Origin of the sequence: Mycobacterium xenopi, from assembly GCF_009936235.1 — a bacterium.
GTDB classification, from domain to species: Bacteria; Actinomycetota; Actinomycetes; order Mycobacteriales; family Mycobacteriaceae; genus Mycobacterium; species Mycobacterium xenopi.
On sequence record NZ_AP022314.1, the window covers coordinates 857,593 to 884,425 of the forward strand.

Below are 26,833 nucleotides of genomic sequence, written 5' to 3' on the forward strand. Positions count from 1 at the left end.
ACACCGAGGAACTGGATGGGACGACCATGCTAGCGCCGCCGGGCCCACTCGGATTAAATGTCCACATACTAACCACTGCGCGGCGAGCTTCTACCGATCCAGCGGTTGTCATGTCGCGGGGGTGGGCATTAGCAGCCGGGGTTCGTTGAGCCGAGTCCGGGCGAGGCTCCTATCGGTGGCCCGTGAGCCACGCATATGAGATTGGGCCGGGCATGCGGTTGCGTCGCGGCACCAACGACTTGGGCTCGACGGGCCGCACCGACGATGTCGGGAGGGGTGCGAAGGAGCACGGTGCAATACTGGTGGAGCGGCTGCTGCCCAGCCGCATTCTCGCCCACCTGGACATTCCCGCCATGGCCCCAAACACATAGCACTTTCGGCGGTGTGCGTACAAAGGACCGCTGGCCGGGCTCTTCGTCGCCCAAAGGCGCGGCATGCGAGACGTCCGCAGACCCGACACCAGTGAGCGCCATTGACGCCACTGCCCAAAGCGCTACAGAAAACCCTGCGATTATGCCTGGACCGTACCGCGCAACAGTCGTTCCGGGCACGGGCCGACTTGACGGACGGCGCGTGGCTCAGTCCATGATGTCGCGTACCTTGGTTTTCTCATAGCCCCGCAGAAGCGCAGCAGCGGCGTTCTGCATGTGTCGACGCCAATGGGTTTCTGCCCGCTCACCGTCGCGTGCGGCGACCAGATCGACAAGACGTCGGTAGGATCGCAACAGTCTCGTGTACTCGGCTTTTGGAACCCCCTTGTCGACGCCGACGACCGCTGCGGCCGTATGGCGCTCAGAGATCTCGTGGAGCATGCCGGCGATGATGCCCAGGGTTGTGTTGCCGGACAACTCGACCATCCTGCGGTGCAGATTCGCCGATGCGCGCGGCAATTCGCCGCCTTCCCAAGCGGCCGGGATGTTATTGACGATGTTCCTCAGCTCGTTGTGCGCATCTTCGGTGCCGGTCTCCGCGAGAAGCTTGGCCGCGGCGGGTTCGATCGCTATGCGCGCGGTCATCACATCGGCCAGTGTGGCGCCGGACAGTTCAAGCAGCAGACCGGCGGGGCGGGCGACGATCTCCGGACCTGGGATGCGCACCCGGGCACCTGTTCGCGACCCGCGCCGAACCTCGATTAGCCGTTCGGATTCGAGAATGCGCACGGCCTCTCGCAGGGTCGGCCGACTCACCCGGAAATGCGCCATGAGCTCTGCCTCGTGTGGCAGAAAGTCACCGTCGGCCAGCTGGCCGTCAACGACCATCTTGCGTAGTCTGCGAGCAACGACCTCAGCCGTTTTCGGTGACCGCACCGCGCCGAACGCTTTCTCCGGTGACAGCGCGAGCGCAAGTACTTCCGGCCGCGCCACCTGATATCTCCCGTCCTGCTGGTAACTTATATAACTCAGTAAACCACGTTTCGGTTGTTGTTGCGCGGTCCTGCCCCCAAAACAGTCAATTCAGCTTCGCCGCGAACCGTATTGCCGCGGCATCGTATTGTGAGCGTCGCCGCCGCTCCACCAGGAAGCTCGGTGGGGACAGGAAGGCGGTGTCCGGGATCCGCGTGCGGGTGTTGAGCATTGCGCGGGCCTGTTCGGTATCGCCGCAGATCGCGATGGCCCACAGCATCTCGTCAGTGACGTGCTCGGCGATGGTGTCGGGGCGATTGCTTCGAAACGCTGCGCGAATGGCGTCGACCTGGTCCTGCCAGCCATGTAGTTCGACGAGCGTGTTGTATGTTCGCACCGTGAGGTAAAACGCAACCTGCAGGCGCGCCTCGCGGATCGCGCGTTTCGGGTCGTCGTCGTCGATTGCCGTGAGCAGCCAACCCCAGCGGCGCAGCGAGGAAGGGTCTCGGCCAGCCGATTGGGCGCCGCGCGCGAGTTGCGGATCGACCACCTCGTCCCACCAGCGATCGGTGAACAAGCCGTGGCCCAGCACGCCATCGGCGCAGCCGCCGACGGTGCGCAGCATGACCTTATTGAATGCCCCCACCAGAATCGGCACCTCGAGCCGGCCATGGACCGGGGCGCGGATGTCGGCGTCGATGGCGTAGAACTTGCCGCTGTGCCGGATGCGTTCGCCGTTTTCGGCATGTAGATATGCCCTGATCACCTTAATCAGTTCGGCCATCCGGGGGGCCGGATGCGACGCGTCGACGCCAAACCAGTCCCGGTTCATTCGTAGTGTGCCGGCACCCAGGCCGAGAAACACCCGTCCGGGAGCATGCTTGCTCAGATGGCGGGCCGATGCGGCATGGACGAACGGCGACCGCGCAAATGCGTATGCGATGCCTGGACCGACCATCGCCTTCGACGTTTCGAGCGCCATCTCGGCGCTGGTCACGTACGCATTGTGGTCGCTGAATTCGCCCGCGCAGAATGCGCTCGCGCCAGCGTCTTCAGCCTCGGCTGCTCGCTGCCTGCCCGGCCAGGGGAGACCCCATTTCATGCTCACATCCCAAAGGTCGCAGAGGTGGATAACCTAGTAAACTATGTAAAGCGTACCAAGGTCAGGTTGGTGGTCGTCGACAGTAACGAGCCGGTCGCTACGCTGCCTATCTCCTGCATCGGGCGGGATCGAAAGGTTTGGCCCTGCGCCGGATCATTCTGTAGCCATTAGCAATTCAACCACAAGCAAGTTTCGGGTCGGCCAACAGCTCAAGCTAATTTTTGACATTTCTGTCAAAACGATGCTACCCTCTGACGTCGTCTGATGAGTCGCATCGCCAGGGAGGGTGCTCGGATGAAACCACTGCCGAGCATGCAGCCGACGGGATGGTTCCAGGTTGCTTGGAGTGCTGATCTCGGGGTTGGCGAGGTAATACCGCTGCACTATTTTGGCCGCGACTTGGTCGCGTACCGGGGCCACGACGGCACGGTAAATGTCCTCGACGCTCACTGCCGGCATCTCGGCGCGAATCTCGCGTACGGGGGATGCGTCGTCGACGACGGCATTCAGTGCCCGTTCCACGGGTGGGTCTGGAATGGCGAGGGACGCAATGTCCGCATCCCGTACCAGAATCGTCCAAACAAAGGCCCGGCGGATCCGTTCCTATCCAGTCACGGAGCGCAACGAGTCCATTTACATTTGGCATGACGCTGCGGGTAGAGAGCCGTTGTGGCAGGTGCCCTATGGCTTCGAAGTGCTAGGTCCTCACATCGCGTCCCGCAGCTATTACCCGTTCGACGCTGACTGCCGTACCCGGTTCGAGCGAGTGTCCGTGCATCCTCAGACTATTGCGGAAAACGCCGTCGACCCCCATCATTTCCGGTTCGTCCACCGCACTCCGATCAGCCCCACGGTGCTGCGCGAATACACCGACGACACAACGTGGTCGGCGAAAGTCGGCTTCGGCAGGCGATGGCTCGACGGTGTCGATCGCCCCGAGGACACCTTGAACACTATCGAAATCTACTGGCGCGGTCTCGGAGTGAGCTTCAACGGCGAACATACCCGCGAGGGAGTTCGGGTGATCTCGATCTGCGCTACCCCGGTCAACGAAACCACCTCGGATATCTTCGCCGGATACTGGATCGACGACGAGTCCAGCGACTTCCCCCAGCGCCTCGCGGCAGCCAAACAGGCACTGCCACAAGATATCGAGATCTGGAATCACCAACGCTACATGGATCCGCCGGGGCTTGCGACTTCTGAGGCGGCGGGCTTCAAGCGCCTTCGCGCATGGGCCCGACGCTTCTACCCGGAGGCCGATGACCGACCCCAGCTGGCTGTCGCTCATGGCGCCTAACGCCTTCGCCCCGGCCGCCAAACTTCGCAAATCAGACCGGACCCGTCAGGCTATCCTCGAGGGGGCGCGCATCGCTTTCGCGCGCAAAGGGTTCTCCGGTGTCACCATTCAAGATATCGCAGATTTGGCGCAGGTCACCCGCGCCAACTTCTATTACTACTTCCATGACAAGAGGCAGTTGTTCATCGAACTGGGCACAGCAACGTATCGTGAAGCCCTGGGTGTGGTGGAGGCGTTCGGTGAGTTGGGCGACGCGCCCGGCAAAGACGCGATCCGTGATTGGGTTGCCCGCTATTTTGCCTATCTTGATCGCAACGGGGCCTTCGTGATTCGCTCGGCTGAGGACTCACCCGACGACCGCAATTTCCGCGCGTCGCGGGCCCGCTCGCACCGTCGGACCGCGCAAGCGTTAGGTGATCGCATTGCCAAGCTATCGACGACCCCGCCTGAGGTGGATTCACCTGCGCTGGGACTGGCAATTATGGCGATGCTTGAGCGCTCTTGGTTGATGACACAGCACAACGAGATTCCCACAATCTCGCGAGACACGGTTGTGGCGGCAGTGGCCGAATTGATTAGCAGGCTGGCGGATTCAGACAAGGAGCCACGATGTCATTATCAAACATGATTTCAGACGATCCGTCCAACGTCGCCGTGGTGTGTGTCGAATGCCAGAATGGCGTCCTCGGACCCGCGTCGGTGCTTCCTCAGCTAGCCGCAGACGCCTGTGATCTAATCATCAATCTGCGCCGCCTGCTCGATGCTGCTCGCAGTGCGGGCATTCGCGTTGTGCACGCAACCTACGAAGGGGCCCTCGGCGGCACCGAGGTCGGCACCGCCCGCCTGTGGCGCGCGCTTAGGCCGGCCACCACCGAATGGGGGCCGGGCAGCGAAGCCACGCAAGTTCTTCCTGAACTGCTGGCGCCGATCGATCTTGTGCTGCCGCGTCACCACGGGTTGTTTCCCACCGCGGGATCCGAGCTTCTGCCGGTGCTAGCGAACCTCGGTATTCGCACCGTCGTGCTGACCGGTGTGTCGCTGAACCTGGCGTTACCGCACACCGCGGGAGACACCACCCAGGCTGGCTTCAATCTGGTGGTGCCACGAGACGCTGTAGGCGGCACTCCGGCCGCATACGGCGAGCAGGTGCTTAACCACACCATCGCTCTGCTGGGCCGCATCACCACCGTCGATGAACTGATCGGCGCGTGGTCCACCCATAGCGGTGCTCAATCCGCTTAATCGCTGGCATCACCGCGGAGCTGATCCATGACACCTCTGTATCGCCGATGCTGCGCAGCAGGTCGTTGAGGTGCGTACATGTAGTGATGCAAGTCAGCTCCCTGCGTACCCGGAAATGCAAGTCAGTCAATGTCATTCCGGATTCTGCGGGCGCTGGCGACCGCAGCCGGACATTTCTTGCCACGACCGCACTCGGGGCACGGCTTCCGAACGCAGAAACATACCGTTGTCAACGTCGACCGCGGCGGTCAAAGTATATTCGTGGATGATGGTCTTCTGGCCGTCGCCGCGAACGTAGGTGTCGCGGAACATGGCATCGATGTTGGCCTTCTTGGCACTCTGATCGAAAGCGATGTCGAGCCGGCGGCGCCGTCGCATGCCATCAATCGGTAACGGCGCCATTGGATGCCACGCACCCGCATCGTCGCCGCCGTCGAGCTCGGGTGCTATCGGACCGGTAACGATGGCCGGGTCGCCAGCCTCGAATGAGCTCAGAAGCAAACCTCCGGTAACGAAGCCGGCACACTGGTTGGCGACCCGGTAGATAGCCCGACTTCGCGGTGACGCCGAGCACGCCAGAGGGCGACAACGCGTGTCCGGAAATCAATGTTGCTACCGGGACGTCGTCAAGCAACGTGTAGCGCAGTTCTTGTCGTTGCCGTAGTTGAGGTGCGGCCCGGTCAACGGCGGCCCTGAGCTCGCTCATAGCCGGCACCCCGCCAGCCGCGAGATACCGTCAACCGCCGGTATGGTCTCGATATGCCGGACCACCCGCGGAATCATGTCGATTGTCGCATTGAATCGCGCCTGGCCAAGTTCGCGAGCGGATCGGTCCCGCGCGGTCAGCAGGTCTCGGCCACGTCCGGCGAGATAAACGGGATCGACGGCACCCTCATTGCGGGTGATGTCGATTAAGGTGGTGCGCCGCACCGAACCAGGCTGGCGCGCCGGGTGCGGGTGGTGGGCTCATGAATACCGTGCAACGCATGCAGCTCGAAGGATGGCGAACCCACGTCACTAGTTGGCATACCGACGTCGGGTCAAGCGCCATTGATGCGCGAGAATTCGTCGGGATCTACAGCGAGCCGTTGAACATCGACTGCCGTACTAGGAATCTCACCCTTGCGATCTGCTAGCGAACCGAGAAGCCTGCATCGAGGGGCCACGCGACGCCGGTGATAAACTTCGCTTCGTCGGAGACAAGCCATGCGACGGCTGCAGCGATGTCCTCGGGTTGCAGGATCTGGATCGGCAGCGCGTTCTGCATCGCCGCCAGCGCGACGTCGTTAGCGGCAAGCAGTTTGGCCATTGTGTCGTTCATGACCATTCCCGTGGCTACACCGGTCGGATGGATGGTGTTGACTCGTATGGAATATTGCGCGAGATCATTTGCCCATACTTGCATGAGACCGACCAGACCGCGCTTGGAGGCGGTGTAGGCTTGCGCGCCAGCCCGGTCGGTGCCCGTTGCCTTGAGCCCGGCGGTTGAGCTGGTAAGTACGATCGATCCACCGCGTCCGCCGTCGATGAGTGCCGGGATGGCTGCCCGCACTGTGTTCCACACGCCGACCAAGTTGACGTCGACGATGTCGCGGAAGACCTGTGTCGAATCGCCCCCACCGGAAAGTCTTATGATTCCGGCGTTGGCGATCACGATGTCGAGACGGCTGAACTCCCGCAGTCCCTCGTCGACCACCTGCTGGACGGCATCGGCATCGCGAACATCGGCCTGGCGGGCGATGATTCGCCGACCCTGCTTTTCCACCAGATTGACGGTCTGGTCCAGGTCGTCCGGCCTGGCGTTGGGGTAGTCCATCGACTCAATGTTGCGGCAGATGTCGAGCGCAATGATGTCCGCGCCCTCGGCGGCCAGCCGGACAGCATGTGCGCGGCCCTGCCCGCGTGCTGCGCCGGTGATGAATGCGACCTGGCCCTCCAGATTTCCCATCGGCACTTATCCTTTCGTTTGTCGTCAGGCCGACACGCTGCCGGTGTGGATGCGGGCTTGGTGCAGACCCTCCTGAGGATCGTCGGTCTCGACTGTCCAGCTGCCGCAGGAGCAATAGCAGCGGTAGCGCCCGTTTACCGGCATGATTGCCTGACCGTCGCAGAAGCCACCCGTGTTGGCGATACCGCTGACGAACTCCAATGGCTTTTCGTGTAGCGCGCTATCGTGGTCGGACATTCCGCCTAGTCCTTGTCTGATTTGGTTGCCATGGCACGGAAGACCGGAAGCAGCCACCCGTCGGAGATCGGCGAGAAGTCCACCTGAGCCGTCATTCCGATCGTCACATCGGCCGGAACGACATCAATGATGTTGGAGACCAGTCGCGCACCTGGCGCGTCGGGCAGGTCGAGGACGGCCGGCACCAAAGTGAGCTCAGGCATTCCGGGAAAGCCGTGGACCACGGCGAAGCTGTAAACGGTTGCTTTGCCGGATAATTCAACCCAGTTCACAGCGGCTGATCGGCAGTTAGGGCAGAAAGGCGTCGGTGGCATCCGGAATTCGCCGCACTCGGCACATTGTGGTGCTGTCAAGCGGCGCCGTTGGGCGGCCTCCCAGAACGGTTCGGTGGTTTTGTTCACCGCGATGCGGACGAGATCACCGGGGATCGTGGTCGCCAGAGTCGCGGTCGTGGTTGTGTTCATGCCGCACGTCCTAAAACGAGGCCGCTGACCGGAAGGCTCGCCGGGCCACCCGTCACCAATGCCAGTTTGGCGCCGGGCACCTGGTTAATCGCGGTGCCGCGCATCTGTTCAACCCCTTCCACGATGTGGGTCATCCCGATGATGTATGCCTCCGACAGCTGGCCGCCATGGGTGTTCACCGGGATGGAACCGCCTTGGTAGCGGATCGCGCCGCTCTCCACGAACGGTCCGCCCTCGCCCTTGTCGCAAAAGCCGTAGTCCTCGAGCTGCATCACCACCATCGGAGTGAAGTGGTCGTATAGCAGCGCCACGTCGATGTCGGCGGCCGTGATACCCGCCTGACGGTAGAGACGATCGGCGATCGGCTTGTGACCCGAGGAGGCGAAGTATTCGTCGGGCATGCCCATCCATGCGAACGCTCTGCCCCATTCCCGCACCCCTCCGTGGGCGACGGCGACCACCGGCACCGGCTTTTGGCGCAAATCGTGTGCCATGTCCATGCCGGTGGTGATAACAGCGACGGCTCCGTCGGTCTCTTGGCAAAAGTCATACAGGCACAACGGTTCTGCGATCATTCGTGCGTTGAAGTAATCCTCGAGTGTCAGTGGTTCACGGTGCAACGCCTTGGGGCGGTTGGCCGCGTTGGCCCGAGTTGACATGGCGACCTCGGCGAAGGCCTCCCGGCGGGTGCCGTAGAGGTGCATGTGACGTCGGGCCAGCACCGACATCAACTGACCCGGGCCGAACAGGCCAGAGGGCTGCAGAAACGAGTTGACCGGGTCGGGCTCCATGGCCGAAAACACCGATCCCAGCCGCTGTTTGGACTGCTGTAGCGCCATCACCGTAACCACGACACGGGCATCCCCTGCGACAATCGCGGCACGGGCCAGACCGATCGCGCCTGCGGAGCCACCGCCGCCCGCCGTCAGCGCCGCGGTGAACCGGATCTCGGGAATGCCGAGCGTTTCGACAAAATCGGCGGTATCCATCTTCTCGGCGTAACCGGCGGCGGCGCCGGAATAGTAAGCAAAGCCGTCGATGTCGGTGACCGACAGCCCGGCGTCTTCACAGGCGGCCAGAATCGCTTCGCAGGCCAGCTCCAGCGTGGTTTTGGGCAGCGACTGGCCGCGCTTGTAATACGCTGTCGCACCGATGCCGACGATCGCAACGTCGCACAAACCAGTGGTGCCAGGCACGGCTTAAGCTGCTTCCGCAGGAACAGGGGGAACGTGGGGAAACAGTTCGTAGAACGTTCCCTGGGTGATCCGCAGCCGGGTTTGCTCGCTGACCCCGTCAAACAGCGTCTTCAGTGTGTCCTGGGTATGGCCGAACGTACCCTCCATGTGCGGGTAGTCACTGCCGAACATCACGTTGCGGTATCCCATGTGTTCATAGGCAGCGACCGCGGTTTCGTCGTGCTGGAACGACGCATATACCTGGTTGTAGAGGATTTCTTTGGGGTTTCGGCTTAGTTTGGGACGCACCGCCATGTGGTGTTGGCGGTAGCCCTCGACCATCCGGTCGCCAAGGAACGGAACCCACGTGGCCCCACCCTCGGAAATGAGCACTTTCAAGTTCGGGTGACGGTCCAGCGCCCCGGAGGCCACCATCTTCATCGCCGCCCGCTGACCGGAGAAGGTGGTCTCGGCGTAATTCATCACTGCGCCGCCCGGCCCCCGGTACACCAAGCCCAATCCACCGCTGGCACCACCCACCGTCATGTTCACCGGGTCGGTGCCGATATGGAAGGCCAGTACCATGCTGGCTTCTTCGGCGGCCGCCCAGAACGGTTCCCAGCTCTCGCGGTGCCAGTCGTCGGCGCTCGGGTGCGGCGTGGTCGGCAAGAAGACCGCCTTGAATCCGTGTTCGGCCGCCCAATGCAACTCCTCGACCGCGTCGTCGACATTCAACGTCGAGACCTGCGCGGTCACGACGTAGCGATCCGACACAGACGCGATCTCGTCGAGCGCCCATTCGTTGCTGGCCCGAATGCACGCCTTGAGCAATTCGGGCGTGCGGAAACTTGAGGCCCACATGCCGAGTGACGGGAAGATCACCTCACCCCATACACCTTCCTTGTCCAGGTCGGCAAGCCGGGCCCGCGCGTCGCGGCTGCCTTGTGGCTTCATGCTTTCTTCGGCGAACTTCACCATCGCCGAGGAGGGCAGCTTGCGCCTGAAGATCTGGCCGTCGACGTAAACGGTTTCCCATTCCCCGTCGGGATCCTTTTCGGCGCGTGGGGTCAGTTCGGCGAGACGCTTGGGCAACCGCGACTGCCACAGGTCGTCAGGTTCCAGAAAGTGGGAATCACCCGAGTTCGTCCAGATCTTGGTCATCGCTCCTCCAACGGGCCGCTGCTCGGCTTACATCGAGGATGGCAGGTCGCCGGGAGAAAGTCCAGTACTTTTAATGGATACATATTAATATTTTGGGATAGCGTTGTGCAGGTCAGACTGGTAGCGACGCCGAAGGAGGTGCCCGATGGCTGGTAGTGAGCTGCCCGCGGCTACGCGTCGTCGTAACGCGTCGGGCGAAGCGACACGGGTGATGCTCATGGAGGTGGCTGAGCGGCTATTCGCCACCCAGGGCATCCAAGCGGTGACGCTGCGCGAAATCCAGGAAGCCGCCGGCCAATCCAACACATCGGTGATTCGCTACCACTTCGGCTCACGAGACGGCTTGATCCGGGCCCTGATCGCGTTCCGCCAGCACACGCTCGGCACCGTCAGGCAGCAGATGCTTGAGCGGATGCGTGAGGAGGGCAAGGAGGCTGACCCCCGAGCAGTGGTGTGGCTGCTGGTGCGGCCGCTCGCCGACAGCATCAGGGCTGGGGAGATGTTCGTGCCGTTTTTGGCCCGGCTCGCCGAGGATCCGCGAGCCCGCAGTGACTACTGGCCGGATCACCTCGACGATGATTGGACGCAGGAGAAACTGGAGGAGTTGGTCGAGGCTGCGCTGCAGGACTTGCCCGACCGGATCCGGCGAGGACGCACCTTCCAGCTCTACATCGGCATTGTCAACGTGTTGGGCCAATCCGCGCGGTCGGGCCAAGAAATCAGCGAAGCACAGCTGCACAACTACGTCGACGGGTGGGTAGGCATGCTCACCGCGCCGGTATCCTACGAGACCCGTGCCCTGCTCACCCAACCACGCGGCAGCTAACGGCTAACCGCCGCCGATGATGCGGCGCGACCTTAGGTCAGCGATGCGGTCGTCATCGAGACCGATCTCGCGCAGCACTGCGTCGGTGTGCTGGCCGATCATGCACCCGGCGTCAGCCTTCGTGCGCGACCGCGAGAACCGGTATAGCGGCGCCAGCCGTCGATGGCGGTCGAAAATCGGGCTGACCGCTTCCACCGAGTAGCCCGCTTCGAAGTAGAGGTCGGTCTGCAGCTCAAGCTCTGGATTGCGTTCCACCACTTCGACACAGCCGATGTCGTGCGACGTCAGCTCGTGCTCCCACTCCAGCTTGGACTTGCTGGCAAACACCGGGGTCAAGGCATCGACCAGGGCGGCGTCGTTAGCTGCCCGTGAGGCAGCCGTGGCGAATCTTTCGTCAGCGTCCAGGTCGACATACGCCGACATGGCCTTGGCGAACGCCGGCCATTCATGGGGGAGCGGAGCGGCCAGGAAGATCCAGCCGTCGGCGGCGCGGTACATCCGGTAGAGCGCATTGACGCCGTAAAACTCCTCATCGGCCATCTCGTCATTCCGACGACTGGCGTAGCTAATGTTGTACCCGATCAGTGCCTGCAGTGACGTGCCCAGCATCGTGGTGACCATATTCGAGAGTTCCAGTCCGCGTCGCTTCGCATACAGCCCGACCAGCAACGCCGAGGCGACGCCCAGCGCCGCGATCCCGTCAGCCTGTACGGCAGGGGCCGCACTTCCGGCGAATAATGCCGCTGCCTTGCGGTGCATGTCGTCGAGGTCTGTCGGCGGCTGCGCAGCGTCGCGGCTGTCCAACACCGCTAGGCCTGATGCTGCTCCGATAGAGGGCGCGTAGGCCGCTCGATGCGCGTACGGGCCATCGATGCCGTAACCCGGGGCGCTGACGAATACCAGGTCGGGGTTGACGCCCTTGAGCGTCGCCTCATCGATTTTGGCCCGCGTAGCCGCTTGGCCGCGGAAGCACTGCAAGACAGCGTCGACGTGTTTGGCCAGCTCATATACCAGCTCAAGACCCTCGGGTTTGGTGAAATCGATAGCCACGCTTTCCTTGCCCTGCAGTACTTTTGCCCCACCGGCTTCCGGGAATGCGACGAGGGCTCGGATGTTGTCGCCGTCGAGCGGCTCGACCTTGATCACTCGGGCGCCGAGATCGGTGAGCAGTGTGGCGCCGTAGGGTCCGGCGAACATGCTGCCGAATTCCAGGATGGTCACACCGTGCAGCGGTAGATCGTTCGGTCCGCCATCGGATGTGACCGTCACCGCCGGGAAGGCGACTGCGTCCGATATCAGCTCGGCGTTGTGCTCGCCGAGCCGTGGTGCCGGCCGCAACCTCGTCAGTGGTTTGCCGTCAATGTGGATCAGCGTCGACGGCTGGCGCACCGGTCCCAGGTCCGGGTCGATCACCGTCACCGCTCGGCCCTCGTGACGTACTTGCGGATGATCCAGTGACGCCTGAGGGCTGCGGAAAAGCTCACCGCTGAGGTCGTGGTTTGCGGCGAAAGCCTGCTCCCACACGGCAAGCGTGCGCGTGTGTACGCGTTGCAGCATCAGATCCCACCACTCGGTGCGCAGTTCAGCGCTGGGCAGCATCGGGAAACCCTGCCACTTCGGATCGGCCAATTCTGTCATCAAGTCCAGTTCGTTCAACCAGGCCTGCATCAATCGCGGCGAGACCTGGGCAAACTGGAGCCAGTGCCCATCCTTTGTCGGCGCAGTCAAAAGGGCGTAAATCAGAAATGCCTGGGGGCGACCTTGGTCGTCGAACGGCGTGTCCATCGGTTCGAAGGCGTTCGGGTAGCGCTGCAACACCATCTCGTAGAACCAGTTGTAGGGGTCCATCGCGCCCATTCCGGTGACCAGGTTGGACTCCACAAACTGGCCACGGCCGCTCGAGCCGCGTTCGATGAGCGCCGCGAGAATGCCCTGCACGGCAGCCTGCGCGGCGCCCCAGGACGCATAGGGCACCGAAACGTAGACGGGTCCGGGCCTGCGCGTGACTGTCCGCTTTTCGTGCATCACCCCGGTTTTGGCCATGATCAGGGCTTCCCAGCCCTTGTAGTTGCGCCACGGGCCGGTCGAGCCCCAGCCGGTGATGTTCGCGACCACTAACCGCGGGTAACGTTTGCCAAGCAGGTCCGGAGTCAGGCCGATTCGTTCAGTGGCCGCTGGGCGCAGGGTGCTGACCGCGACGTCGGCTCGGAACATCAGGTCCCGAAGTCGGTCCAGATCCGCGTGATCGTGCAGATCGAGTATGACGCTGCGTTTGCCGCGTAGCAGCGCCGGCCATCCTGCCAGTCGGCGAATCGGGCTGCCGTCGGGTGGTTCCACCATGATTACGTTGGCTCCGCAGTCGGCAAGAAACTGCGTGGCTTGCGCCCCGGGGAGGGTGGTCGACAGGTCCACCACGACAAGGTCGGCGAGTGGGCCTTCAGAAGTCGAGTTGGTCGCCGCCATGATCGCTCCTTGGAGAAACCCGCGTGATGTGGACCGGCTGGTGTGACGCCTGCTACGCCAGCTTGGCAGGGCACAAGATTAATGTCAATCCATTATTTAGTGAGCGCGACGTCGATCATCGTTGTCCCGTCCTCTGGCGCTCTCTGCCGTTACCGATGGGTGTCTAGATTGACGCTTTAGCCCAAAATCAATCATCAAAACAGTTAAATAATCTTGGGGTCTCGTAGGTGCGTGCTACCGAGGTGGCATGGACACGATGTTGGAAGGCCGCACGGCCTTGATCACAGGCGGTGGCAGCGGCATCGGCCGGGGAACCGGCCTGGCGCTGGCCGATCGCGGCGCGGCAGTTGCGGTGCTCGGGCGATCGTTGGCGCAATGCGAGCAGACCGCAGATGAAATCGAAAAGCGCAGTGGTGCAGCGATCGCCGTTCGATGCGATGTGCGTAAGCCTGAAGACATCCAGCGGGGGGTTGCCGCGGTCACCGATGCCTGGGGGCGCCTCGATATTATGGTTCACGCCGCTCAGAGTTTCAACTACGGCGCGATACGAAAGCTTTGCTCTGCAGATCTCGACGAGTCCTGGCGCACTGGCCCGATGGCTGCATTCCTGCTCATGCAAGCGGCACTACCGGCGCTGCGGTCGTCGAAGGGCCTGATCGTCAATGTGGCCTCCGGGGTGGGCATCACGGCGCCGCCGGCGATGGCCGCCTACGCGATGGCCAAAGAAGCTATGCGCGCTCTTACCCGGGTGGCCGCCGTCGATTTGGGACCATCCGGAATACGGGCGGTGGTATTGTGTCCCTTCGCTGCGACGCCGGGTCTCGACAATTTTGAGAATGAGCTCGGGCTGTCTCGTGAGAGCGATCTGATCCCGCACATACCGCTGCGTCGGCTCGGCGTTCCCGAAAAAGACGTCGGCCGCGTCGTCGCGTTCCTCGCATCCGATGACGGCAGCTACATCACCGGCACCACTTTGATGGTTGACGGCGGCTACACCTACCTGCGTTGAGAGGCGGTATCGACAAATGAAATGGGGAATCGTCTTCTCCAGTACCGGCTTTCCCAATCCTGACAGTGCAGTTGCACTGGCGCAGGCCGCCGAGCAGGCTGGCTTCGAGTCGTTGTGGGCACCTGAACACGTGATCATGTCCAAACACCCGGATGCCACGCCTTACCGAGGCTCGCCAGACGGTAGCATGGTCAGGCTGAGCCGCCGTGGTGGCATTCCCGACCCGCTCATCTGGTTCGCCTACGTGGCCGCGACCACCAGCCGGATCCGGTTAGGCACCGGGGTGCTGATTCTGCCGGAGCATCAACCAGTCGTATTGGCCAAGTCGGCCGCGACGCTAGATCACCTTTCGGGTGGGCGGGTGTTGCTCGGTGTCGGCGTCGGTGACCTGCCGGAGGAATACCAGGCGGTCGGCATGAACTTCGCCGACCGGGGACGTCGGATGGATGAGTACATCGACGCGATGCGACGGCTGTGGCGTGAGGACACCGCCTCGTTTCACGGTCGCTACGTCCACTTCGAGCAGGTCGAATGCCGACCGTGGCCAGTGCGGCGATCGATCCCACTGGTGATTGGCGGCGCATCGGATGCGGCGATCCGGCGCGCGGCCACCCGCGGTGACGGCTACTTTCCGTTCATTTTCCCGGGTCACGACCCGTTAGTCGAGCTGCCCCAGCTGCTGGATCGCGTGCGTAGCGAGACCCAGGCTGTTGGTCGCGATCCGTCCGCGATGGAATTCACCGCTGGCGGAGCGCGCACGGTCGAAGAGGCAAAGGTCTATGCGGACTTCGGCATCCACCGGCTCACCGTCGCGATTCGCTCCCACACGATCGCCGACATGCGTGACGAGGTGGCTCGGCTCGGCGACGAGTTGGTCTCCAGGACAATCGATTTGTGACCAGTGGTCGTTTGGTACACCTTGCCAGGAGGGGCAATACGATGGACTGTTCTCGGCTGCGGCTCACCGATGAGGAGCGACGGCTGCTGCTGCAGACGCAAACCGAGTGCACACTCGCCTGGCTGAATTGATACGGCTGGCCGGTGGCCGCCGTTCAGAGCTTCGTATGGCACGACGACGCGTTTTGGGTCACGTCGTTTCGTGATCGGCCCCGGGTTTCATTGCTAATGCGTGAGCCACGAAGTGCGGTCACGGTATCTAGTGCCGGCACCCCGTGGGAGCCGGAGCAGATGGTCAGTGCGCGAACACTGGCGACGGTGCACGATGACCTGCTGACCGCTGGATGGTTCTATCGGGCGTTTTGTCGGCAGGTCACCGCGGACGAGGAAACGGCACAGGCAATGGTTAGGATGTTGGCGGCACAAGACCGGGTAATCATCGAATTGCGGCCGCAGTTGTGGAACACATTCTGTGGCAGCCGAATCCGCAGTCGGTGACTACGGTACGCCGCCTCGTCAGCTGACGTTGGCGGGTTGTTGATCTCGACGCGTCCGAATGACGGTGTCGCTGAAGGCGGTGAGGTACTCGGCGGCGGCACCCACCGAGGAGGCGTCGACATGCACGATCGACCACGTCGCACCAAGGTCGGCAAATTCGTCGAGGCGCTCCAATGAGCGTGTTACCGAGTGATGCGCATCGAAGTTGATGACAGGGACATCGATCTGGACGTCGACGCTGGCCGGATCGCGGCCCGCACTGGACAGGTCGGCGTGCAGCTCCTCGACGGCGCGGCCGAACTTCGCCGGGCTGTCAATGACGGCGGTGCGAATTGAGGACGCCATCGACGGTGGCGCGATGACAGGGCACCAGCCTTGGCCGTAACGCACCACTCGCCGACGGGCCGCCTTGCCGTTACCGCCGATCCAGATAGGCGGATGCGGGTGTTGCACCGGACGGGTAAGCCACATCGGACCAGTCGCGGCGAAATCTTCTCCGATGACCGGCTGGTCAGGTTGAGTCCAGATCCGCACGAGAGCGTCCAGTCCGCTATCTAGCAAAAAGGCGCGTTGATCGAAAGCCACTCCGAGTGCCGAAAACTCCGATCGTAGGTAGCCCGCGCCAACCCCGGCGATCAGCCGACCACCGGACAGGATGTCCAGACTGGTCAAGGTCTTCGCTGCCAGATACGGGTTGCGGAACGGAAGCACGTACAGGTTCGTCATGACACGGATGCGCGTAGTGACCGCGGCGATGTAGCTCAAGGCGAGCGCCGGCTCGAAGGTGTCATGGCCGCCGGAGCATCGCCACTTCATCGAGGGAGCCGGATGATCGCTGAACGCGATGGCGTCAAAACCCGATTCCTCGGCTTGAACCGCCAGTCGCGTGATCACGTCCGGCGCCAGGAATGCCGGCGCAGCATCCGGGATCTCACTGGGGTACTCGAGCGTGAACTTCACCGGCGGATGTCCATGCCGGCGTCGACCTTGAGCACGCTTCCTGTGAAGCTGCGCCCATACTCAGAGATCAAGAACAAAATCGCGTTTGACACATCCTTGGGGTCGATCATCGGGAAATCGGGTAGCGCGGTCTGCATCGCGTTCACTAGGTGCGGGGTTTGCTCGATCACCTTGAACAGTGCCGGGTTTTCGGTTATCATCGGCGTCGCACAATTGGTCGGCGCGACCCCGTTGACCCGGATCCGTTCTGGTGCCAAGAAATTGGCATAGGACCGCACCAGCCCGGTGATCGCAAGCTTTGACATGTTGTAGGCGTCGGTGCCGCCCCGGCCGTCGGTCAGGTCAAGCAATGCCGCCATGGAGCTTGTCGCGACGAGGTTTCCGCCCTGCCCGCGTTCCCTGAGGTGCGGGATCGCGACTTGGAAGGTGTTCCATACGCCGATCAGCATGATGTCGACACCGAGCCGCAGGGCTTCGGATGCGTCACGCTCGTCGGGATTAGTCAGGATGACTCCGGCATTGGCAATTACCGTGTCGATATGGCCGAACTGGCGCACCCCCGCGTCGAACGCGGCCCGCAACGCAGGCAGATCGCGTACGTCGGCCTTGCGAATCACCATGCCCCGGCCGGTCTTCTCGACCAGACGTGCGGTCTCCTCAAGATCCTCCATCGTCCCGAGTTGGTAGGGCACCAGGTCAAGGTCTTCGCAGATGTCGACGCCGACGATGTCGGCACCTTCTTCGGCGAAGGTCACCGCATGGGATCTGCCTTGCCCGCGCGCGGCGCCGGTGATAAACACAACGCGACCATCCAACAAGCCCATGGCCAATTCCTCTCCGTTGACGGTGCAGCTGGGTTGGTCGAATCCTACAACTAGTTTAATAGTTAGCAAGGTGAACCAGACGCATAGCGGATGCGGCCGAGAGTCACGAACCAGCAACACACAGGGAGTACACATGGCGCAATCCCGCGACGGCAGCAATCCTCGACCGCCTGACGGCGACTGGTTGGGCACGCCGTTTCTGACATTCACCCGGCAAGGCCCCTTCGCGATTTGCACGATTGATCGACCGCAGGCGCGAAACGCCTTCACCCCGGCAATGTATTTCGGCATTCGCTACGCGATCAGCAGGGTCAACGCTGACGAGGAACTTGCCGGTTTGCTGATCACCGGGACTGGCGATGTGTTCGCCCCCGGCGGCGACTTGGGCCAGGGCGGTGCCGACGATTGGATGGATTTCGCATCCACCCTTTCCATGGATGTGACGCCTTTTGACACCTTGCGTACCTCGGCGAAGCCCGTGGTAGCCGCGGTTAACGGCCTATGCCAGGGTGGGGGACTGCAGGTTGCGCTGTGTAGCGACATGGCTGTCGTGAGCGAGCGCGCGACCTTCCGGGTGCCGGAACTTTTCCGCGGGATCGCCGACACGTACTACAGCCAGATGCTGGCCCGCATCATCGGCCCGGTCCGCACCCGTGACTTGATGTTCACCGGCCGGGTCCTGACCGCCCGGGAGGCACTCGACTGGGGGATGGTGGCACGCGTGGTTGCTCACCACGAGCTACTCGAAACCGCACGCGATGTTCTCGCACAATGCTGTCGGACAGCGCCGGCCGCCAGGGCTTCCATCAAGGCGAGCCTGGACCACTATTTGGGATTGTTCGACCGCATCGGAATGCACAGCAGCCTTACCGGTCCCGAGGCCCGGGAGGGCTTTCGCGCCTTCAAGGAGAAGCGTTCACCCGAATGGGTCCACCCCGACTTGAGGATCGACGGGCGGCTGTAGGCCTCGGGTGCTTCCGGCAGATTCTGGCACGGCCCAACCTATTTGGGTGCGAACCGTTGGGCGCCGTCCAATCGCAGTACTTCACCGTTGACATACCCGTTGGTGAGCAGGAACACCGCCGCATCCGCGAATTCGCTCGGTTCGCCGAGCCGACGGGGGAACGGAACATTAGCAGCGAATTGCTTGATGGCTTCGTCGCCCACCGACTCCATGATCGGCGTTTTCATGGTGCCGGGGGCGATGGTGTTGACGCGAATGCCGGCTGCGCTCAGATCGCGCGCCGCGGCAAGCGTAAGCCCGATGACGCCTGCTTTCGCCGCGGCGTAAGCGCTCTGGCCGATCTGGCCTTCGTAGCCCGCGATCGATGCGGTCAGCACGAGCGCACCGCGCTCACCACCGTCGCGCGGCTCGGCTGCCGCCACCGCGGCCGCCACCAGCCGCGCCAGGTTATAGGTGCCGTTGAGGTAGAGGTCGATCGTCTTGGTGAATCCGCCGAAATCGGCTGGGGTGCCGTCGCGCTGGACGATGCGTTGCGCCACACCGAACCCGCCATGCGCGACAACGGCATACCGCAGCGTTCCAAGATCGTCAGCCACCTCGATCGCGGCGCGGATGCTTTCCTCGTCGGTGACGTCCGTGTTGACGAACGTGGCTCGCTGGCCTAGCTCGTCGGCGAGCGCTTTGCCTTTGTCTTCCGCAACGTCGGCGATGACGACGCCGAGGCCCTCGGCGTGTAAGCGCCGTACGGTCGCCTCACCCAATCCACCCGCGCCGCCGCTGACGATTGCCGACGCGCCGTCGAATGCCGCCACTGTCACTTCTTCTCCTTACTGCTAACCGGCCAGTTTGGTGCCGATGATGATGTTCCAAGGGTCTTCGACGCGAAGCGCGATGCGGCCCAGCGTGCGGGCCTGCCGGCTGGTGCTGCCGAACTCGCCGGCCCAGCTCTGCGCCCGCATGGTAAACAGCCACAGATGGTGTTCGGCGGTCACGCCGATCGCGCCGTGCAACTGGTGAGCACTGGTAGTGACCCGGCCTACCGCGCGGCCGACTACCACCTTGGCGACGGCGACCGCGTAATCAGTCGGCGCGGCGCCGAATCCGTAGTCGGCTGCTGCCGCGACGGCGAGCGTCGCGGCAGCACGAGCCCGTTCGATCTCACCAGCCATCGCGGCCAAGGCGTGCTGGACCGACTGAAACTTGCTCAGCGGACGGCCGAACTGGACACGCTCGCGGGTGTGGAACACCGACGACTCCGCCGTCGCGTCCAGCGCACCGATGATCTGCATGCATCGCGCCCAGGCGCCCCGCTGCAGCAGCTCGGCGCCCACCGAGGCATTGAGCAGGCGGAAGCGATTCACCGGCGTGTCGAAGTCCACCCGATCGCGCGGCTCGCCCGCCAGGTTGTGACCGTCGGTGATCTTCACCTCGCCAGGATCGATCACCGCGACGTGAACGCCAGCGGCGCTGGTGGCGGCGAGCACTATCGCGGCCGATGCCCGGGTCCACGGCACATCGTTTGCGGTTCCGGCGATCCGGCTCCCGGTCGGTTGAGCGTTAGCAATTGCGACGGTCAATGGCCCGGCGGGCGGCGTGAAGCCGCCCCGCTGCGCCAGCCAAGCCGCAAGCAAATCGGTCTCGGGCAGCGGCACGGCACCGGCGCGGCAGGCTAGACCGCGCAGCACCGTCGCCAGGTCGGCCGGTCCCGCACCGAGGTCGGGCGTACTCGTCAATCGAGTCAGCCCGCTGTCCTCCAGGTTGGCCCACAGCGCATGGTCGAACTGCTCGGGTAACCCTCGGTGGCCGAGGCGGGCGTCGAATGACCGACGACTGATGTCGTCGACCAACCGACGCAGTTCAGCAACGTCGTCATCGCGGATCGATACGTCAAAAACACCGCCGGCCAGGGCGTTTTCGGCATTCACCGCAAGCCCATCCCGCGCGCCACGACGGAACGCAAAACCTCGTTGGTGCCGCCCCGCAGCGTGAACAACGGACGGTGCGACCAGCCCGCTCGAAACAGCGTCTGTAACGTCGGATCGGGTAAGGCATCGCAAAGCAGGTTGGCGACCAGGTCGACGGACTGCTGCTCGAATTGGGTGCCCAGGTCCTTGACCAGTGCCGCCTGGTTGGCGACCTGCTGGCCGCGGGCCAGTGCACGGGCCACCGACACCGATAGCTGGCGCAGCGAGATCAATTGGGCCAGCAGTTCTCCCACATCGGCGGCGATGTGGTCATCGACCTCCGGTCGATTCGCGAGCTGTCGCAACGCCGCGATGATCAGCGGAGCCGTGGAAGGGAATCGCTCGGGCCCGCTGCGCTCGAACGACAGCTCCGATGTGACCTGACGCCAGCCGTCGCCAATCTCACCAAGCACATCGGCGTCCGGCACGAACACGTCGTCGAAGAACACCTCGTTGAAATGGTGCTCACCCGACATCAGTACTACCGGGCTTATCGTCACTCCCGGTGAATCGCACGGCACGAGAAACTGGCTCAACCCCGCGTGGCGATGCGCCTGGTCGACTTCGCTGGTGCGCGCCAGCACCACGATCTGATGTGCGTGGTGTGCGCCGCTGGTCCAAACCTTGGTGCCCTTGAGCAGCCAGCCGCCGTCGGTTCGGGTGGCTTTGGTCTGCACAGCCGCCAAATCGGATCCGGCGCCGGGTTCGCTCATCCCAATCGCCGAATAGCACCGACCGGCAGCAATCTTCGGTAGTAAACGCTGCCGTTGCTCTTCATTGCCGTAGGTGAGCAAAGCGGGTGCGACCTGGCGGTCGGCGACCCAGTGGGCGGCCACAGGGGCGCCGTGGGCGAGCAGCTCTTCGGTGACGACGTAGCGGTGCAGATGCCCCAGCCCGCGGCCGCCGTAGCGCGCCGGGATGGTCAGCCCGAGGAACCCCGCATCGCCGAGCCGCGCGGAAAAGTCTTCATCCCAACAGGACAGCCAGGAATCGACGGCCGGATGCCAATCGAACTCGGCGCGGTCGGAATGCAAGAATTCACGGATCGCCATCCGCAGTTCGGCCAATTCAGTGTCATTGGCGCACAACACGTCGAAGGAGTTCATCGTCTGTGTCTACCCGGTAGGCAGCGGTGTTGTTGGGAGGTAGAAGTTCGGCGTGAGATCGTCTTCGCGGGCAGCCAGCCGATAGTGCGAGAAGTCTTCGATACCTTCGTCGTGGAGCACTTGTTCGTCGGTGAAGAAGTTGCCGGTGCAATCAGCGGCTGGCCGAGTCACCAGAGCATGCACGGCATCGGCCATGATCTGCGGACCGCGGGCCTGGGAGCGCACTTCCGCCTCTCCGAGCGCGGCCATCATCCCGGTGCTCGCCACAGTGGTCGCCGGCCACAGCGAGTTGACCGCGATCGGAACCGAAGCGAACTCTGCGGCCCATCCGAGCGTCAACAGGCTCTCGGCGTACTTGCCGACGGTGTGGCCCACATGTGCCCCGACCCAAGAAGGATGCAGGTTTACCGGTGGGGAGACATTGACGATGTGGGCATTCTGCGAACGCTGCAAATGCTCGAACGCGGCTCGGACCACCGCGAATGGTCCCTTGACATTGATCGCCAGCAGCCGCTCGAAGCCAGCCGGCGGCAGCTGCAGGGTGCCGCGCAAATCCAGGGCCCCCGCGTTGTTGACGACCACGTCGATGGCTCCGAACTTCTCGGCCACGGCACCGATGGCGGCCGCGACGGCGTCGGCATCACGCACGTCACACTTCACTGGCAGCGGCTGGCCACCGGCCGCGCGAACCGCCTCGGCGGTCTCGGGCAGGGTGCCCGCGATTTTCGGATGGGGTGCATAGGTCTTGGCAATCAACGCGACCTTGGCGCCGTCGGCCGCTACCCGGACCGCAATCTCGCGTCCTATGCCGCGGCTGGCGCCGGTGACGATGACGACGCGGTCCTTGAGGCTTCGATCCCGCACAGTGAGTCCCTCCCGGGATGTTATCCTTGGCCAAATGCTGTAACTATATAGCTTATTTGCGTGGGAATCGGACGGGCCCCGTTAAGGGAGCGACGGTATGACGGAGATCGTAGGGATTGGCACGTATCTGCCTCCCTGGAGCAAAGGCGGCCGCCGGGTCAAGGGGCCCGACGAAGACGCGGTGACGATGGCGGTGGCAGCCGGGCGGGCAGCTGATCCCACGGGATCGGCCAAGCATGTCGTTATGGTCTCGCGCGACTTCCCGCTGCTCGAAGGAGACAATGGGGCGGTGTTGCTGGCCGGTCTGTCGTTGCCGGCCGACGTGCCGGTGACCGAGGTGCTGGGCGCTGCACCGACCGTTCTCGATCAGATCATCATGGGCGTCGACGGCAAGCTGGTAGTCGCCGCCGATGACTCGGACACCGCCGTGGGCGCCGCGGCGGTGCTGATCGGCGGATCTGGCGCGAAACTTACGGCAGTCACGCGCCAAACCAGAAGTCTGCCTATGCAGGTCCGGACCTGTAACGGCTGCCGGCACACCTATACCGACCCTCGGCTGCAGCGCGAGGTCGGCGTCAAGTCCACGCTGGCGCGCCTAGGAGTGACCGGCACTCCAGCCGTTGCGGCGGTGGCCGGCGTGACGGCAGCGCAGCTCGGTCATCGGTTCGATGTTTCCGCCGCGGTCGAGGAGCCCGCGACCTCGGCAGCTGCGGTGATCCGGCTGATCGCCGAGGCCATCGACAACCACACTCCCGGCATCGTGCTGGCGGTCGAGCAGTCGAGCGTCACTGCTGCCGAGCTAAGCCTTGGCGTAAGATCGCCGCGCATCACCCGCGACGAAGCCTCCGCCCGAGAGTTGCCCGTGTTTCGGATCGCTCAAGGCACCGGGATCCCGATCTCACTGCCGGCTTACGCTCGCGCTTTCGAATCCAAACTGCGTTGGCAGGCAGCGCTTTTCGATCAACGGCCGGGCATCGACGGTTCACCGATGTTCCCGCCGCGCGCCCGCGTCGATTCTGCTGGCGGCCTGGCCACCGAGTACCGGCTGGAAGCGTTGCCGCGCACCGGCACGGTTTACACGCAGACGACGATCCAGTTCCCGGTGCCCGATCTACCCAGCCCCTACTCACTGGCGGTGGTGCAGCTCGATGACAGTCCGGTGCGCGTGCTGCTCAAAGTCACCGGTGTGCCGGCCGGCGAGGTCAGCATCGGGGAGTCGGGTTCGGTGGTGTTGCGCAGGATCGCCACCCGCGCCGGCGTCCCGGACTACGGCTACGCGTTCTGGCCGGGTAAGCAACTCCCACAAGGAGCGTCCGCGTGAGAAGAGTTGCCATCGTCGGCGCCGGGATGACGCCGTTCGCCGAGCATTTCGAACTCGGGATCAAGGATTTGGTGCCGATGGCCTACGCCGAGTGCGTGGCACACGTCGACAAGGGCATAGACAAGTCGGAGATCCAGGCCGCTTGGTTCGGGGAACTGTCCACCACCGACGGCTTCCCGTCGGGCATCCTGGCCGACACCCTCGATCTCGTCGAGATTCCCGTCACCCGCGTCGAAAATGCCTGCGCCACCGGCAATGACGCGATCCGCAACGGAACCATAGCCGTCGCGTCGGGGCTGTATGACGTGGTGCTAGTGTCCCGCGCCAGAAATTCGTTTCATTAGTCGTTGGATGGACTGGAGGATCTGTTCGGCGGTCTTGGTCCACACGAATGGTTTGGGGTTGTCGTTCCAGGCGGCGACCCAGGCACGGATGTCTTTTTCGAGTGCTTGGACGCTGCGGTGGTCGCCGCGTTCAAGGAGTTGGCGGGTCAGCTCGGCGAACCAGCGCTCAACTTGGTTGATCCAGCTGGAATAGGTTGGGGTGTAGTGCATGTGGAAGCGAGGGTGGCGCTCGAGCCAGCTTTGCACGGTGGGCGCTTTGTGAGTGCCGTAGTTGTCGCAGACCAGGTGGACGTCGAGGTGGTCGGGGACCTGGGCGTCGATCCTGGCCAGGAACTTGCGGAACTCGATGGCGCGGTGGCGCCGGTGCAGCGCGGTGATCACGGTGCCGTCGGCGATGTCGAAGGCGGCGAACAGGCTGGTGGTGCCCGAGCGCACGTAGTCGTGGGTGCGTTTCTCGGGCATGCCGGGCATCATCGGGAACGCCGGCTGGCTGCGCGCCAGCGCCTGGACCTGGCTCTTTTCGTCCACGCACAGCACCACCGCGGCCTCGGGCGGGTCAAGATAGAGCCCGACGATGTCATAGACCTTCTCCACAAACAGCGGATCATTGGACAGTTTGAAGTGCTCGGCCCGATGTGGTTGCAGCTCAAATGCTTTCCAGATCCGCCCGATCGTGGACTTCGACAGCCCGCAGCGTTGGGCCATCGAGGCCCGCGACCAGTGCGTGGCGTTGGCCGGAGTGGACTCCAAGGTGGCCACCACCACGTTCTCGACCTGCTCGGCGCTCACCGACGCCGCCCGGCCCGGCCGGGGGTCATCGACCAGCCCGTCTAGCCGTGCCTCGACGAACCGGCTCCGCCACTTGCCCACGGTCGGCTGCGATACCCGCTCGCGCGCCGCGACCTGCTTGTTGGTCAAGCCCTCGGCGCAACCGAGCACGATCCGTGACCGCAACGCCAGCGCCTGGGCGGATTTGCGCCGCCGCGCCCACCGGGTCAGCGTCTCGTGTTCTTCATCGGTCAACACCAATTCCGCTTTCGGTCGCCCCTGTGATGCCACATGCGAATCATCCCACGCACCAATGCGTTTCGCCGTGGAACACCGCCGATCCGCACCGATTACATTTATGTAACGAATTTCTGGCGCGAGACACTAGTCGTCGGCGCGGACAAGGTGCGCGAGACTGCGACGGATAGTACCTTCTGGGAATGGGCGGCGTTTACCCGCGATAACGCGTGGGATTACCCACTGGGTTTGGTGGCCCCGGCCAACTTTGCGCTGCATGTCAACCGCTACTTGCACGAATCGCCTGCCACCAAAGAGCACATGGCGATGGTGGCCGTGAAGAACCATTACCACGCGCTGAAGAACCCCAAAGCCCAACTGCGCTACGAGATCACCATCGAGCAGGCATTGGCTGCGCCGATCGTGGTGGACCCGTTCGGATTGTATGACTGCACGCCGCAAAGCGACGGTGCCGCGGCGGTAATCCTAGCCGCTGAAGACGTGGTCGATCGCTACACTGATCAGCCAGTGTGGGTGCGCGGCCTGGGAATTGGCATGGATCGAGTGATGCACCAGCACAAGGCGGACATGACCACCTTTCCGCCGACGGTACGCGCCGCCAAGGCTGCGATGACCATGGCCGGGGTGACCCCGCACGACGTCGACGTCGCCGAGGTCCACGACTGTTTCACCGGCGTCGAGCTGATCAGCTACGAAGACCTCGGCTTCGCCGGCCGGTTCGAGGCCTACAAACTGATCGAGGCCGGTGAAACCTACGTCGGCGGCTCTATCCCGGTCAACCCAAGTGGAGGGCTGAAGGCGAAGGGGCACCCGCCCGGAGCTACCGGGGTGGCGCAGTGCTATGAACTGTTCAACCAGCTGCGCGGCGAGGCCGAGAATCAGGTGGACGGCGCGCGAATAGCATTGGCGCACAATATTGGCGGTCCCACCGCGGTGTCGGCCGTGACCATTCTTTCGATTGACAAATATTGACGGGAGCCTGATGACGACGTCACAAATCGCAACGCTGCCCGGATACGAGGCGTTTGCCCCTTCGCTATTGGTCGAAAAGGTCGGCTCAGTGCACGTGGTCAGCATCAACCGGCCAGAGGCGTTCAACGCGGTCGACGAAGCGGTGCACAAGGCGATGACCGGCATTTGGCGGGTGCTGCTCGACGATGAAGAGGTCCGGGCAGTGGTCACAACTGGCGTGGGCAAGGCATTCTCGGCTGGCGGGGACATGGTGATGTTCGGCCGGTTGATTGAAAACCCGGAGGCGCGGGCCGAACAGATCGCCGATGCGCGCACGGTTTTCACCGAGTTGATCAATTTCGGCAAGCCGCTGGTGTCCGCGGTCAACGGGCCGGCGGTCGGACTGGGCTGCTCCGTAGCGCTGCTGTCGGATCTGTTGGTGATGGGGGAGAGCAGCTACCTCGCCGATCCGCACGTCGCTGTCGGGCTGACGGCGGGCGATGGCGGCGCAGCGATGCTGCCGCTGCTGGTCGGGATGATGAAGGCCAAGGAGTATGTGCTGCTAGGCGACAAGATCACCGCGCCGATCGCCAAGGAATTGAATCTCGTCACCCGAGTGGTTGCCGATGACAAGGTGCTGGAGGAGGCGCTGAGCCTGGGCGAGCGGCTCGCCGCTCTGCCCGCCCAGGCGGTGCGGTCCTCCAAGGTCGCGCTGAACATGCACCTGAGCCGAGCGGCGCTGGGAGTCCTGGAATACGCCTTGGCCGCGGAGTACACATCGTTCTCGACCAAGGAATTCAAGGATCGGGTGACCGCCTTTCGGGCACGCTCGAACAAATAGGGG

General features: G+C 63.4%; 28 protein-coding genes and 2 pseudogenes. 13 read left to right on the forward strand and 17 right to left on the reverse strand.

Annotated elements, in window-relative coordinates:
* Positions 1-182: 182 nt before the first annotated feature.
* Positions 183-371, forward strand: a complete 189-nt coding sequence (locus MYXE_RS03850; RefSeq protein ID WP_085195088.1) for a hypothetical protein — start codon at positions 183-185, stop codon at positions 369-371.
* A 207-nt stretch (positions 372-578) separates the two neighbouring features.
* Here the strand turns inward: MYXE_RS03850 and MYXE_RS03855 are convergent, their stop codons facing one another.
* A complete protein-coding gene (locus tag MYXE_RS03855) occupies positions 579-1,364 on the reverse strand; it encodes a FadR/GntR family transcriptional regulator (protein WP_085195090.1) in 786 nt (261 codons plus the stop codon).
* Positions 1,365-1,449: 85 nt separating this feature from the next.
* Complete coding sequence (locus MYXE_RS03860) at positions 1,450-2,445, reverse strand: LLM class flavin-dependent oxidoreductase (RefSeq protein WP_085195092.1); 996 nt, start codon at positions 2,443-2,445, stop codon at positions 1,450-1,452.
* A 294-nt stretch (positions 2,446-2,739) separates the two neighbouring features.
* On the opposite strand from MYXE_RS03860, the pseudogene MYXE_RS03865 reads away from it, so the two are divergent.
* The 3 genes and pseudogenes from MYXE_RS03865 (at position 2,740) to MYXE_RS03875 (ending at position 4,987) form a co-directional block, all read left to right on the forward strand.
* Positions 2,740-3,745, forward strand: a pseudogene (locus tag MYXE_RS03865) (Rieske 2Fe-2S domain-containing protein).
* The gene (locus MYXE_RS03870; RefSeq protein WP_415624458.1) at positions 3,708-4,373 is read left to right on the forward strand and encodes a TetR/AcrR family transcriptional regulator; all 666 of its coding nucleotides are present in this window, start codon (positions 3,708-3,710) and stop codon (positions 4,371-4,373) included. The pseudogene MYXE_RS03865 and the gene MYXE_RS03870 overlap by 38 nt, the downstream one beginning before the upstream one ends.
* Entirely contained in the window at positions 4,370-4,987 is a 618-nt protein-coding gene (locus tag MYXE_RS03875; protein WP_085195096.1) for an isochorismatase family protein, read from the forward strand. Before MYXE_RS03870 ends, MYXE_RS03875 begins: the two co-directional genes overlap by 4 nt.
* 132 nt (positions 4,988-5,119) lie before the next feature.
* Here the strand turns inward: MYXE_RS03875 and MYXE_RS24925 are convergent, their stop codons facing one another.
* From MYXE_RS24925 to MYXE_RS03905, 7 genes are all read right to left on the reverse strand, one after another.
* A complete protein-coding gene (locus tag MYXE_RS24925; RefSeq protein WP_269474420.1) occupies positions 5,120-5,365 on the reverse strand; it encodes a DUF2889 domain-containing protein in 246 nt (81 codons plus the stop codon).
* Positions 5,366-5,689: 324 nt separating this feature from the next.
* The gene (locus MYXE_RS24205) at positions 5,690-5,917 is read right to left on the reverse strand and encodes a hypothetical protein (RefSeq protein WP_232061721.1); all 228 of its coding nucleotides are present in this window, start codon (positions 5,915-5,917) and stop codon (positions 5,690-5,692) included.
* Between the two features lie 202 nt (positions 5,918-6,119).
* Entirely contained in the window at positions 6,120-6,935 is an 816-nt protein-coding gene (locus MYXE_RS03885) for a mycofactocin-coupled SDR family oxidoreductase (protein WP_085195098.1), read from the reverse strand.
* A gap of 24 nt (positions 6,936-6,959) precedes the next feature.
* The gene (locus MYXE_RS03890) at positions 6,960-7,172 is read right to left on the reverse strand and encodes a hypothetical protein (RefSeq protein WP_085195100.1); all 213 of its coding nucleotides are present in this window, start codon (positions 7,170-7,172) and stop codon (positions 6,960-6,962) included.
* A gap of 5 nt (positions 7,173-7,177) precedes the next feature.
* Positions 7,178-7,636, reverse strand: a complete 459-nt coding sequence (locus tag MYXE_RS03895) for a Zn-ribbon domain-containing OB-fold protein (protein WP_085195102.1) — start codon at positions 7,634-7,636, stop codon at positions 7,178-7,180.
* Positions 7,633-8,832: a thiolase C-terminal domain-containing protein gene (locus MYXE_RS03900; protein WP_085195104.1), complete on the reverse strand. Its 1,200-nt coding sequence runs from the start codon at positions 8,830-8,832 to the stop codon at positions 7,633-7,635. The genes MYXE_RS03895 and MYXE_RS03900 overlap by 4 nt, the downstream gene beginning before the upstream one ends.
* 3 nt (positions 8,833-8,835) lie before the next feature.
* Complete coding sequence (locus MYXE_RS03905) at positions 8,836-9,972, reverse strand: amidohydrolase family protein (RefSeq protein WP_085195106.1); 1,137 nt, start codon at positions 9,970-9,972, stop codon at positions 8,836-8,838.
* A gap of 145 nt (positions 9,973-10,117) precedes the next feature.
* Between MYXE_RS03905 and MYXE_RS03910 the strand changes: the two genes are divergently transcribed.
* Positions 10,118-10,798: a TetR/AcrR family transcriptional regulator gene (locus MYXE_RS03910; RefSeq protein WP_085195108.1), complete on the forward strand. Its 681-nt coding sequence runs from the start codon at positions 10,118-10,120 to the stop codon at positions 10,796-10,798.
* A gap of 3 nt (positions 10,799-10,801) precedes the next feature.
* Here the strand turns inward: MYXE_RS03910 and MYXE_RS03915 are convergent, their stop codons facing one another.
* Positions 10,802-13,261 carry a CaiB/BaiF CoA transferase family protein gene (locus MYXE_RS03915; RefSeq protein ID WP_085195110.1) on the reverse strand — a complete coding sequence of 820 codons (2,460 nt, stop codon included), beginning with the start codon at positions 13,259-13,261 and terminating at the stop codon, positions 10,802-10,804.
* A 247-nt stretch (positions 13,262-13,508) separates the two neighbouring features.
* Between MYXE_RS03915 and MYXE_RS03920 the strand changes: the two genes are divergently transcribed.
* The 3 genes from MYXE_RS03920 to MYXE_RS03930 all read left to right on the forward strand — a co-directional run bounded on the left by MYXE_RS03920 (position 13,509) and on the right by MYXE_RS03930 (position 15,665).
* Positions 13,509-14,270 (forward strand): SDR family NAD(P)-dependent oxidoreductase, encoded by a 762-nt coding sequence (locus tag MYXE_RS03920; RefSeq protein ID WP_172468550.1) that lies wholly within the window; start codon positions 13,509-13,511, stop codon positions 14,268-14,270.
* A gap of 16 nt (positions 14,271-14,286) precedes the next feature.
* Complete coding sequence (locus MYXE_RS03925; protein ID WP_085195112.1) at positions 14,287-15,168, forward strand: LLM class F420-dependent oxidoreductase; 882 nt, start codon at positions 14,287-14,289, stop codon at positions 15,166-15,168.
* 143 nt (positions 15,169-15,311) lie between these two features.
* Complete coding sequence (locus MYXE_RS03930; RefSeq protein ID WP_085195114.1) at positions 15,312-15,665, forward strand: hypothetical protein; 354 nt, start codon at positions 15,312-15,314, stop codon at positions 15,663-15,665.
* A gap of 18 nt (positions 15,666-15,683) precedes the next feature.
* Here MYXE_RS03930 and MYXE_RS03935 read toward each other — a convergent pair whose 3' ends face one another.
* Entirely contained in the window at positions 15,684-16,625 is a 942-nt protein-coding gene (locus tag MYXE_RS03935; protein ID WP_085195116.1) for a TIGR03619 family F420-dependent LLM class oxidoreductase, read from the reverse strand.
* Positions 16,622-17,449 carry a mycofactocin-coupled SDR family oxidoreductase gene (locus MYXE_RS03940; protein WP_085195118.1) on the reverse strand — a complete coding sequence of 276 codons (828 nt, stop codon included), beginning with the start codon at positions 17,447-17,449 and terminating at the stop codon, positions 16,622-16,624. The genes MYXE_RS03935 and MYXE_RS03940 overlap by 4 nt, the downstream gene beginning before the upstream one ends.
* 133 nt (positions 17,450-17,582) lie before the next feature.
* Between MYXE_RS03940 and MYXE_RS03945 the strand changes: the two genes are divergently transcribed.
* On the forward strand, positions 17,583-18,413 hold the full coding sequence (locus MYXE_RS03945; RefSeq protein WP_085195120.1) for an enoyl-CoA hydratase/isomerase family protein: 831 nt from the start codon (positions 17,583-17,585) through the stop codon (positions 18,411-18,413).
* Between the two features lie 38 nt (positions 18,414-18,451).
* Here the strand turns inward: MYXE_RS03945 and MYXE_RS03950 are convergent, their stop codons facing one another.
* The 4 genes from MYXE_RS03950 to MYXE_RS03965 are packed head-to-tail and all read right to left on the reverse strand — an operon-like array spanning position 18,452 to position 22,347.
* The gene (locus MYXE_RS03950) at positions 18,452-19,231 is read right to left on the reverse strand and encodes an SDR family oxidoreductase (protein ID WP_085195122.1); all 780 of its coding nucleotides are present in this window, start codon (positions 19,229-19,231) and stop codon (positions 18,452-18,454) included.
* A gap of 15 nt (positions 19,232-19,246) precedes the next feature.
* Positions 19,247-20,338: an acyl-CoA dehydrogenase family protein gene (locus tag MYXE_RS03955; RefSeq protein WP_161552041.1), complete on the reverse strand. Its 1,092-nt coding sequence runs from the start codon at positions 20,336-20,338 to the stop codon at positions 19,247-19,249.
* Complete coding sequence (locus MYXE_RS03960; RefSeq protein WP_161552042.1) at positions 20,335-21,483, reverse strand: acyl-CoA dehydrogenase family protein; 1,149 nt, start codon at positions 21,481-21,483, stop codon at positions 20,335-20,337. The genes MYXE_RS03955 and MYXE_RS03960 overlap by 4 nt, the downstream gene beginning before the upstream one ends.
* A 9-nt stretch (positions 21,484-21,492) precedes the next feature.
* Positions 21,493-22,347, reverse strand: a complete 855-nt coding sequence (locus MYXE_RS03965; protein WP_085195130.1) for an SDR family oxidoreductase — start codon at positions 22,345-22,347, stop codon at positions 21,493-21,495.
* Positions 22,348-22,444: 97 nt separating this feature from the next.
* Between MYXE_RS03965 and MYXE_RS03970 the strand changes: the two genes are divergently transcribed.
* The gene (locus MYXE_RS03970) at positions 22,445-23,668 is read left to right on the forward strand and encodes an OB-fold domain-containing protein (protein ID WP_085195133.1); all 1,224 of its coding nucleotides are present in this window, start codon (positions 22,445-22,447) and stop codon (positions 23,666-23,668) included.
* Positions 23,665-23,985: pseudogene (locus MYXE_RS03975) on the forward strand (thiolase family protein); the annotation flags it as partial. The gene MYXE_RS03970 and the pseudogene MYXE_RS03975, both read left to right, overlap by 4 nt.
* On the opposite strand, the gene MYXE_RS03980 reads toward MYXE_RS03975, so the two are convergent.
* Positions 23,980-25,071, reverse strand: a complete 1,092-nt coding sequence (locus tag MYXE_RS03980) for an IS630 family transposase (protein WP_161552043.1) — start codon at positions 25,069-25,071, stop codon at positions 23,980-23,982. The pseudogene MYXE_RS03975 and the gene MYXE_RS03980 overlap by 6 nt on opposite strands.
* Between MYXE_RS03980 and MYXE_RS03985 the strand changes: the two genes are divergently transcribed.
* The gene (locus tag MYXE_RS03985) at positions 25,072-26,010 is read left to right on the forward strand and encodes a thiolase C-terminal domain-containing protein (RefSeq protein WP_232061722.1); all 939 of its coding nucleotides are present in this window, start codon (positions 25,072-25,074) and stop codon (positions 26,008-26,010) included.
* A 10-nt stretch (positions 26,011-26,020) separates the two neighbouring features.
* Positions 26,021-26,830 (forward strand): enoyl-CoA hydratase/isomerase family protein, encoded by an 810-nt coding sequence (locus MYXE_RS03990; RefSeq protein WP_085194083.1) that lies wholly within the window; start codon positions 26,021-26,023, stop codon positions 26,828-26,830.
* The last annotated feature ends 3 nt before the right edge of the window (positions 26,831-26,833 follow it).